A 9,470-nucleotide genomic window follows, 5' to 3' on the forward strand; every position below is an offset into this window, starting at 1 on the left:
CCGACCCGTCTCGGCCACGATCCGCACAGCCCCCTCACGAAACTCCGCGTCGAACTTCCGTCGCTTCTCCGCCATGACTCTCAACTTCCCCTGCAGTCAAGGCTCCACGCTACGAGGGGAAGGTCAGTGAACCTGCTCCCCCAGCCGAGTGAGGCACCCCCAGCCCCGCTCGGCCCCGCGGCCGGTGACCCGCTATCACCAGGCTCATGATCAAGAACTTGCGTCGGGGCCTGATGGCCGCCGCCCTCGCCTTCGCCGTCCTCGCGCCGGCCTCCCCCGCCCAGGCCGACGAGGTCACCCTCATGGACGGAATCACCGCCCTGCCGGTCGCGGACGAGATCCGTGCTGGCTACAAGCGGGAGCTGTACCCGCAAGGACGACGACAAGAACGGCTGCACCGCCCGCAACGACGTCCTCATCGCCGAAGCCATCGAGGCCCCGACCATCGGCTCCGGCTGCTCCCTGACCGGCGGGGTCTGGCACTCCTACTACGACGACGTCCTAATCCAGGGGCCGTCCGGCGTCGACATCGACCACCTCATCCCGGTCGCCGAAGTACATGACAGCGGCGGCTACGGCTGGACCACCGAACGCCGCCGGCGCTACGCCAACGACCTCGGTTCCGACGTCACCCTCGTCGGCGTCTCCGCCCGCTCCAACCGGCAAAAGTCCGACCAGGACCCAGCTACCTGGATGCCCATGGCGCAGGTCCACTGCCGATACCTCGGCGAATGGGTCGCCACCAAGCACCGCTGGGGCCTCGCCATCGACCCCGCCGAGCGAGAAGCCCTCCTGCGGTACGCGGCGTCCTGCCCCAACGTCAGGATCGTGTACGAGCCTGCGCTCTGATCAGCCACAGCCCAAACGAGGCGGATGCAGGGGTCAAATCCCGCCCGACGAACGCGCTGAAGGTGTCTGACAGGCTTGTCAGGCACCCGGGGCTTCGCTCGCGGCGCGATGCGCCTCCTTCAGGTATTCATGGACTGCGTTTTCGGGCACGCGGAAAGAACGCCCCACCCTGATGGCGCGAACCAGCAGCTGTGGCGCGATTCCATGTACTCGCCGAACAGCGGGTGAGGTGGTCACGACGTTGTGCAGCCATCCCGCGCCAGCTCCTGGTATTTCAGGGAGCGCTGGCAGCGGCGCACTCTGCCCAAGTAGGCGGGTTCGTTCCTCGAAGCTGCCCGGATGAATTTCGCGGGGGCTGCCAGGGAGGAAGGATCACGCCAAGAGCTGATGCGGATTACACCTCTCCGGATGCTCGCGGCGAGATCAACGACGGTGTGCGGCAGCCGTGTTGAGTCGTGACGGCGGCAGAGCGGCGATGGGCTGCAAGTGTATTTGCGCCACGGTGGACGTTGAACCTCGGAAATTTGGTGGCCCGCGCTCGGCCAGGCGCCTAACGTTGCGTCGGATTTCGAAGATCGACATCCCGAGTTGACTGTTGTGCCCAAAATTCGGAGGGTCTTGTGGGTGCGATGCCTGCGCACGTCACCTCGTATGTGCTGGCCACCACGCCGCGGAGCGAGCCGTGAAGCGTACTGCGGGGCTGGCGGTGCTGGCCCTCATGGTTGTTCTGTCCGCCTGTACAGAGACGGCTGAGAAGCACCCTGCCGGCGAGGCTCGCCCCAGTCCGGAATCGACTATTCCTGTCCGCCCGACCGCGACCACGACGGTTGCTTCCGAAGCTGCGGTGGCTTTGGCAGAACGTTATCGCAAGGACGGGGGAGACGCCGATGTGTATTCCATCCAGAAAGAATATACCCCGGAGGGTTTCCCTCTCTTGATTATTCGTACACACAACCCCGGTCGAGATAACGAAAGGTTCCGCAGACTTACGGAAACCATCGTCTCTTTCTTCTCAAGAGAAGAGGGAGTTTCGCTGAGCGGCGGCTACCTCATGGATGTATTCGGCCCAGACGGCTCCCTGCGACATCGCTGGGATACGACGCCGTGACCAGATTGACAGAAGGATGGCTTTTGATGCAAATACGCGTGGTAAGTAGCATAACCGCAACGCTGACGGCAACTGCACTGCTTATAGCTGTGGCACCCACAGCTTCGGCTGCCAGTAACCTGCCGAAGGATCCTCCAGCCAATCCGGTACTGGCGGAATACAAGGGGAAAAAGATCAACCTCGCTGCCTCCTGGAGCGGGGCCACAGTGTGCACAGAGTTCCCGGGTGGCTCTGTTCACTGCTACAGCAACGATACGGAAGCCCAGGCTGACCCTGAATTGCGAAAGACTTCCAAGCTATCTGCCCCCATGGGCATAGAGAGCCTGCCCGGTAACTGCTCACCGGATTACTGGTGCTTGTTTGAGGATATAAATTACGGCGGGCATAAGCTTCAGTTTTTCGATTCCGGGCGTAAGAACCTCTCCGACTGGGGCTTCCGTGATACGGCGAGCTCGATCTATCGAGGCGTGATCAACTATCCGCTCAACTACGGCTACGCAACGATGGTTGACTACCGGTCAGGTGTCCTCTACGACCGCGTCCGCGATGTCGGCCAGGGCCTGGAGTCGAAATACCCAAGCCTGGGAGCCCTCGGCTACCCCGACGGCGGTGACTGGAACGACAGGATGGACGCCTTCGACGTCAAGCGTGGCTGAAGCCAGGCTTCCTGGTTTCAGTGCCGGTGGAGGCCGCCAAGCGTGTCGACTCCGCTGATGCAACGCCCGATTCCGGCGGCTACAAGCATCACCCACAGGGACGGACTCACTCCCAAAAGCCGAACCCTTAACTGGCGACGGTTCCAGACGCATCACTTCAAAGGTAGCGTCTCAAATTCGATGTGGCTGGCACTGCTGGTGCAGCGCAAAACTGTCAATATGGAGGCTCGATGCTTAAGCAGAAAGCAGCCACACGTGGCCGCAGCTCGTAGGGATATCCACCCTGAGAGACGACGTCGCGAGCCTCCCCATCATCCATTCTGAGGATATCCATCTTGAAACACAGTGTAAGGGGACACCGCTTATCCTTAGCGGCCATCATAAGTACCGCTCTCATATGTGGGCTTGTACAGGGCGAAGCGTGGGCGGACCCGGCGCAATCCGACGCCGCGACCACCGCATCCGACCCGTCCCAGATCGCGCCCGCCGACCGCGAAACGGTCCTGGGGAAGGGCTGGAAGGCCTCGAGCGACCGAGCCTGGACCACCACCGGCGATGCCTACGGCTTCCACGTTCTGGTCGCCGACGAGAGGGCCGGATACGCCTGGCGTACGGCCGCGACGCTCGCCGAGCCCGGATTCGACACCGACATGTGGATCGGGAACGCGTGCGTCACTGGCTCCGGTAAGCGGGCAGTGGTCGCCTACGCACCGCGCACCTTCACCAACAAGACCGAACTCATGGCTCGGGGCGCGTTCACCGCTGTGGTGGACTTGGACTCCGGCGCTGTCACGAAACTCGATCGTCAGGCCTCTCTGGCCTACTTCAGCCCGGGCTGCGGAACCGGCGAGACCGCAGTTCTGACCCAGGCTGGCGGCGACACCAAGAACCAGACCCGTCTGCTGAGCATCGATGCCGCCGCGGCGAAGGTGAGCCGGACCACCGAGCTGGCCGGCCAGGTCACCTCCGCGATTCCGGTCGGCAAAGACATCGTGGCCGCGGACTCCGCCCGCCTCACCCGAATCGATGCTCAGGGCCGCCGCACCCCCCTCGCCCACACCGGCCAGGTGCCCTTCGCTCTCAAGGCCGACGCTGAAGGCGGCCTCGTCTACATGGACCGTCCCGCCGGCTCCAAGGACGACGGTGAGGTCAAGCGCATCACCGCGGCGGACATCACCCGCGGCAATGCCGACAAGACGAAACAGGCCGTCCTGGCGCGCGGCGCCCTGTCGAAGATGGATGTGACCGGCAGCGCTGGCGGAAACGTCTTCATCATCGGCGACACCAGGGCTGCGGACCCGCTACCCAAGACCGTCCAGCGCCGCCCGGACGTCCCCAAGGAGTCCCAGGCCACCACGGGCGCAAAGTCGCTGGTCACCAAGGTGGCCGAGGCTGGCGAGGGTGACCCGCGCAAGCAGCGGGGCCTCTCGACCAAGGCCGCGCAGATCAGCCTCAAGGTCGTGGCCACGGGCAAGGACACCTCCTTCACCGTCACCCCGAAGGCGCCCGCCGCAACCGCCATCGCGGGAACGGCCCCTTCTCCGGTCCTGGGTGCGGCACAGCAAAGCTCAGCGCGCGCAGGCGCCGCGCTCGCCGCGCCAATGGCCGCAGGCTCGATCGCCGAGGACGAACGCTACTGCTCGGTGGCGCGAAACGACCCGGCCAAGCAGGCAATGCAGCCCAAACCCCGCCAGGTGGAATGGGCGGTCGACCAGGTCATCAACGGCACCCTGGACCAGAACGTCTCCCGGCCCGCGAACTGGAAGAACCTGGGAATGCCGGCGTACCAGCCGCAATCTCTCTTCCCCCGCCTCGCCCTCAACAGCGGCGGCCGGATCCCCGCGCAGATCCTGCTTGGCATCACTGCCCAGGAATCCAACATGTGGCAAGCCTCCCGCGTAGTAGTGCCCGGAGTCACCGGCAACCCGTTGATCGGTAACTACTACGGCATCAAGTACGCATCCAACGGTCAGCAGTCCGACCCCTGGGGCATCAACTGGGACAAGGCCGACTGCGGATACGGCATCACCCAGATCACCGACGGCATGCGCATGCACGGCAAGGAGAAGGACGGCGAGGTCGCCACACTGAGCACCCTGCAGCAGGAGGCCGCGGCACTCGACTACACCGCGAACGTCGCAGCCGGCCAACGTGTCCTGGCCGACAAGTGGAACATCACCAACCAGGACGGGCTGACCGTCAACAACGGCGACCCCAAGTTCATCGAGAACTGGTTCTTCGCCCTCTGGGCCTACAACTCCGGCTACTACCCCAAGGCAGCAGCCGGGAACAACGGCGGCCTGTGGGGCGTGGGCTTCACCAACAACCCGGCCAACCCCCTCTGGAAGGCCAACCGCACGCCCTTCCTGGAAGGACCAGCCGGCACCAACGACTACACCCACGCCAAGCACCCCCAGGACTGGCCGTACCCGGAGAAGGTCATCGGCTGGGCCGCTCGCCCGCTGGAAGGCATGGAATCACCTGGCACCATGGTGTCCGGCTTCCGCCCCGCCTGGTGGACCAACGCCGCACTTCGCACCACGGCAAAGCCGGCTGAAAGCCTGTTCTGCACAACAGCCAACAACTGCGACCCCAGCAAAATCGGCCCCGACGACAAGAACGAGCCCGGCCTCGGCGCCTGCAACCGGGCAGACCTCAAGTGCTGGTGGAACCAACCCGTCAAGTGGAAAGACTGCGCCCTCGCACAGTGCGGCAACGAAATCCTGCGATTCAACGACACCTATAAAGAAGAAGCAGACGGCACCGCATACCCGCCCAACTGCACCACGTCGGGCCTACCTGCAAACGCACTGATCGTTGACGACGTGCCCGACGGCACGCCGATCCACCGTCCCGGCTGCTCCCAGCCGAAAACCAACAGTGGCACCTTCAACCTTGACTTCGCCACCCCCAGCGCGAAGATCGACTTCCAACAGCTCGGCGCCGGCTACGGCGGCCACTTCTGGTTCGCCCACACCCGTCAGAGCGGCGCCGAAGGCGACCGTATGAAGGTCACTGGCACCTGGAAGCTGAACCAGGCCCTCGACAAGGACGCAAAAGTCTGGGTACACCTACCCGACCACGGCGCCATCACCAAGACCGCTAACTACGAAATCAAAACAACGAACGGCTGGCGACAGAAGATCGTCTCGCAGCCGGGCACCGGAAACCGGTGGGTGAGCCTCGGCGCGTTCCGCTTCAAGGGAGCCGTCCCCGAGGTACGACTCACCACCATCACCACGGACGGCACCGGCGACCACGACATCGCCTACGACGCCGTCGCGTTCGAACCCGGCACCTGGAGCAGGATCCCGGATATTCTTATTCCGGATGCCGATCCAAACGCCCCCGAAGTCAACTTCGTGGACAACGATAAGCAGAAGCAGCCTAATCCCGCAGGGCTGCTCCAGTCGCCGCTCAAAGCACCCCAAGCGTCCCCGCCGCCGTTTCTGACGGCTCCTGAGGACTGCCGCCAAACCAGGCAAAAGGGCGTGCGGCAATGCACCACCCGCGACTACAACATCGGTAAATATAAGCAGCCTTCAACTCAAGCCCCTTCTGCCAGGGCGTTGGCACCAGACGATCCCATCGTTCCCTGGTGCAACGACCCGAGTGTGACTGGATACATGCTTACTCGGCGTGAAGGCTGCCACAAGTTGGCCGTCCTCACCCGTTGGGAGAAGGATGGGAAGACTGTTGGCACAGCTGTTTTCCTAGTACGCGAGGAAACGTTCCTCAGTAATTCGAAGAGTTTCGATCAGCGTATTTTCATCAGCCCCATGTCCATCAGCCCAGAACTCGGCGCTGTCACACTGGACTACTGGGACGCGCTCTGCACCACGAACTGCAGTAGCTCTCTCAGTGGCACATGGAGCGGTCTCCCGACCTGGGCCCCAGCCGGGGACAGTCACACAGCCACCGCGACACGCACATATACGTGGACCAAGCCGACTTCCGGTACGTCCGAGAACCTGGACCGCGGAACAGTACTGAAGTTCAGCGCAGCCTCTCCGGTCGTGGCAGGGGCTGTGGAGACGAAGGCTCCCAGCTGGTCATTCTTCAACGAAATCCAGTGCGACAACAACCTCGCAGTGGCCAACTCGACCGGATGCGTATTCAACAGGCACATCCCTACATGGTCAGCGACCACTGCCAGATTCCCTTCCGCGGCAGCCTATTACTGGATAATGCGAGAAGGAATCCCCTCGCACCCCGGAAGTAAGAAGTACGGAACTCCGATGCATCGCCTGAAGGACACTGCAGCGCAGAGAAAGAACCGGGATACGATCTGCAACAAAACGGGAACGAACCCTTGGACCGCGCATGGGTCAGCGACGCCTGACGCCAAGGGGCGAGTACAGTGTGACGAATTTCCATTCGCCGCGACCCAAGAAAGCGGTGGGCAGTCCCTGACCGATGGTGGCGGCTGTGTCCAGCTCTACGCCCAGCAGGAGGCCGATGGATCATGGCGCCTTCACGAGGACGAAAGGGCGGACGCCCCGTCATGGACGGAGGTCTGCGGCAGAGCCAGCATGCCCGGTCAGGACAATATGGACGCTGGCCGCGGTCCTGGGCTCTCCGGCTTCTACACGACAGCACGAGTTTTGAACGGCGGCGCTTTCTACATGGAACTGCCAGGGTACGAAGGCTGTAACTTCAGCGAAGTCTGCATACCGCGACCTTAACAAATTCTCGTAACAAGACTGGGGTCCGGCCGGAGCCGGACCCCAGTCTCATGCCGAACGCTACTGCCAGTCAACGTAAGGCACCCCGGCCGGTGATTCGATCACACGAGCGTGGATGCTTCCCCCCGCCCCATCACTGACCGGGGTTCCGTCGGAAAGCGCCCGATAGGTAGTTTCGAACATCTCGGCCAGGCTACCCCATCGCTTCACTCCCCAGATTTCAGCGTCCGCATCGATTTCAAGGATAGACCCGAAACCTGGACCTTCCCGGTGGTCGACAACCAACTGGGATCCGACATGGGTTTCGGCGATCGGGATCCACATCACGTGGGCAACGTTTCCCACCACAAAGTCGACGAGGTTATCTTCCAAGCTCCAAGCGACTGCCCTTTCCATATCACGCTGACCCAGCCTCATACTTTTCGCATCCAGAAGAAAATAGCCTCCTGGTATGAAACCACCTGGACCAGTTAGTCCCCGGTCAGCACGAACGCCATCGTGAAGGGCCAGCAAATCCAGCAGTTCACGATGTAGAGCGAATCGATTTTCCGAAATCGACACAATTCCTTTCGGCGTGGCAGCCGGATTGAAACGCTCCAAATCTCCCGGAGCATTCACTTCAAGCCATCCTTTAAGACGACTCACGAATGTTGCCATATCCATCAAAAACCCACCCTCCCTACAGAGTCCTACCGCATGGAATCCTATCGGTACGATGCTCGCATCGGGTGGTCACAGGGAAGCGGCGTACTGCGTTGAATCCAGTACGACTGGCGGTTTTCGGACTACCGGGCATGCTCTTTTGGTCCCGCCCCCAGCTTCCTCCTACGAAGGACCTCGTTCTCCCACCTGCGTCTCTGCCGCCGCCAACCGCAGCAAGTCCGACAAGGGCCCGGCCGAGTGGCTGCCCTCGGACCGCTCCTACCACTGCACGTACGCAGCCACCTGGGTCGGCACGAAGCTCCGCTGGGACATGGCCGTCGACGAGAACGAACGCCAAGCCTTCCTCGGCCTCGCCGAGGACTGCCCCACCACCACCGTCGTCTGCGAACCCGCCCCCTAACCTCCCTGCACCCCAGGCCGGATTGGTCGGGTCCGCCCGGGGCCTCGGCACAGGCGAACGCAGATATCTCCGCGCGGGCGGTCTGCGCTCGCCCTCGGCCGACGCGTGGTGCGGACCGCGGGTCAGCCGTAGTGGCTCCAGCCTCCGTAGCGGGCCAGGAGGGCACGGGAGTCGTCGACGCTCAACCCCAAGGCGGCGGCCACTGTCTCCGGGTCCTGCCCTCGGGCTTCGTGGGCGGGCTCGTACGCGGTCCGGGCGGCGATGAGTTCCAGGGAGCGGGCAGCCTTCAGGGCGGCGGTCGGTGCGTCCTCGCCGAGTCGCTCGATCGCCTCGGCGACATCCCGTAGAAGGGTCTCCAGTGCGGCCGGCAGGGGAACGGTCGTGTCGGCGATGGCGGTGATGTGTCGGTCCCAGTCGCCCTGGCACTCCCCCGCTGTCTCCCAGCCGTACTCGCGGAAGGGCAGATCGCCGACCGTGGTCCGGTCCACGATCCGGATCTCGCCCCGCCACCCGCACGAGCACTCCCCCTGAAGTGCGTGTGCCTCGGGGCGCCGCGGGTAGCTACCGCCGTCGTAGACGGACCAGTGCGTGACCTCCCAACCAGATGCCCCGGAGTTCGAGTCGAAGTACACCGCCTTGGGACTGCTTCCGTCTTCCAGGAGCGTCCCCACCCGGCCTTGGTGCGACTTGCCGTACTCCTCCGACGTCCAGACCTCGTCCCTGTCCACCAGCACCTCCCACACCGCCACGGACGGGATCCCCGCCCCTGGGAAAGACGATCTCGCACCCGAGGATTGGCCGTGGGAAATCAGCTGAATCCGAGGGCCTCTTCAGCGTGGCCGGGCGCTCGACCGTTCTCCGTTCAACGGAGAGTGCTTCCCGACTCCCATGGCTTCACCAGCGCACGGGTCTGCGGGTCGACCCTGATCTGGTCGGACGCTGCTTCGCCTCCCTGTTCCCCGTTACCGCAGGGGCATGCGGACAGTTACTGACCTTGAAGTCGTCTTGTCGTAGGGGCTGACGGTTGGTGATCGTCGCGGTATGCCGGTTGTATGAGGTATCCGCAGGGTGGGGGTCTGACCGCGGAGAGGCAAGCGTTCCGTGAGCGG

At 63.4% G+C, this 9,470-nt stretch carries 8 protein-coding genes; 5 read left to right on the plus strand and 3 right to left on the minus strand.

What is annotated here, in order from left to right; translation table 11 throughout:
* Positions 1-342 precede the first annotated feature (342 nt).
* Entirely contained in the window at positions 343-849 is a 507-nt protein-coding gene (locus QMF80_RS37210; protein WP_349372279.1) for a GmrSD restriction endonuclease domain-containing protein, read from the plus strand.
* A 78-nt stretch (positions 850-927) separates the two neighbouring features.
* Here the strand turns inward: QMF80_RS37210 and QMF80_RS38505 are convergent, their stop codons facing one another.
* On the minus strand, positions 928-1,122 hold the full coding sequence (locus QMF80_RS38505; protein ID WP_502963000.1) for a MerR family transcriptional regulator: 195 nt from the start codon (positions 1,120-1,122) through the stop codon (positions 928-930).
* A 409-nt stretch (positions 1,123-1,531) separates the two neighbouring features.
* Between QMF80_RS38505 and QMF80_RS37215 the strand changes: the two genes are divergently transcribed.
* The 3 genes from QMF80_RS37215 (at position 1,532) to QMF80_RS37225 (ending at position 7,298) form a co-directional block, all read left to right on the plus strand.
* Positions 1,532-1,957, plus strand: coding sequence for a hypothetical protein (locus QMF80_RS37215; protein ID WP_283461757.1), 426 nt, complete (start codon positions 1,532-1,534; stop codon positions 1,955-1,957).
* Between the two features lie 26 nt (positions 1,958-1,983).
* Complete coding sequence (locus QMF80_RS37220) at positions 1,984-2,613, plus strand: peptidase inhibitor family I36 protein (RefSeq protein ID WP_283461758.1); 630 nt, start codon at positions 1,984-1,986, stop codon at positions 2,611-2,613.
* A 335-nt stretch (positions 2,614-2,948) separates the two neighbouring features.
* Complete coding sequence (locus QMF80_RS37225; protein WP_283461760.1) at positions 2,949-7,298, plus strand: golvesin C-terminal-like domain-containing protein; 4,350 nt, start codon at positions 2,949-2,951, stop codon at positions 7,296-7,298.
* A 60-nt stretch (positions 7,299-7,358) separates the two neighbouring features.
* On the opposite strand, the gene QMF80_RS37230 is transcribed toward QMF80_RS37225, so the two are convergent.
* Positions 7,359-7,961: an SMI1/KNR4 family protein gene (locus tag QMF80_RS37230; protein WP_283461762.1), complete on the minus strand. Its 603-nt coding sequence runs from the start codon at positions 7,959-7,961 to the stop codon at positions 7,359-7,361.
* Positions 7,962-8,100: 139 nt separating this feature from the next.
* Here QMF80_RS37230 and QMF80_RS37235 point away from each other — a divergent pair, with 139 nt between their 5' ends.
* Positions 8,101-8,361: a hypothetical protein gene (locus tag QMF80_RS37235; protein ID WP_283461764.1), complete on the plus strand. Its 261-nt coding sequence runs from the start codon at positions 8,101-8,103 to the stop codon at positions 8,359-8,361.
* Between the two features lie 122 nt (positions 8,362-8,483).
* Here the strand turns inward: QMF80_RS37235 and QMF80_RS37240 are convergent, their stop codons facing one another.
* Positions 8,484-9,110, minus strand: a complete 627-nt coding sequence (locus QMF80_RS37240; protein ID WP_283461766.1) for a hypothetical protein — start codon at positions 9,108-9,110, stop codon at positions 8,484-8,486.
* Positions 9,111-9,470 lie beyond the last annotated feature (360 nt).

This window comes from Streptomyces sp. G-G2 (genome assembly GCF_030063135.1).
Taxonomy (GTDB): Bacteria; Actinomycetota; Actinomycetes; order Streptomycetales; family Streptomycetaceae; genus Streptomyces.

Bases quoted from the DNA above. Each gene is read 5' to 3' on its own strand.
- QMF80_RS37220 (WP_283461758.1), top strand. From the start codon at position 1,984: ATGCAAATACGCGTGGTAAGTAGCATAACCGCAACGCTGACGGCAACT.
- QMF80_RS37230 (WP_283461762.1), bottom strand. From the start codon at position 7,961: ATGGATATGGCAACATTCGTGAGTCGTCTTAAAGGATGGCTTGAAGTG.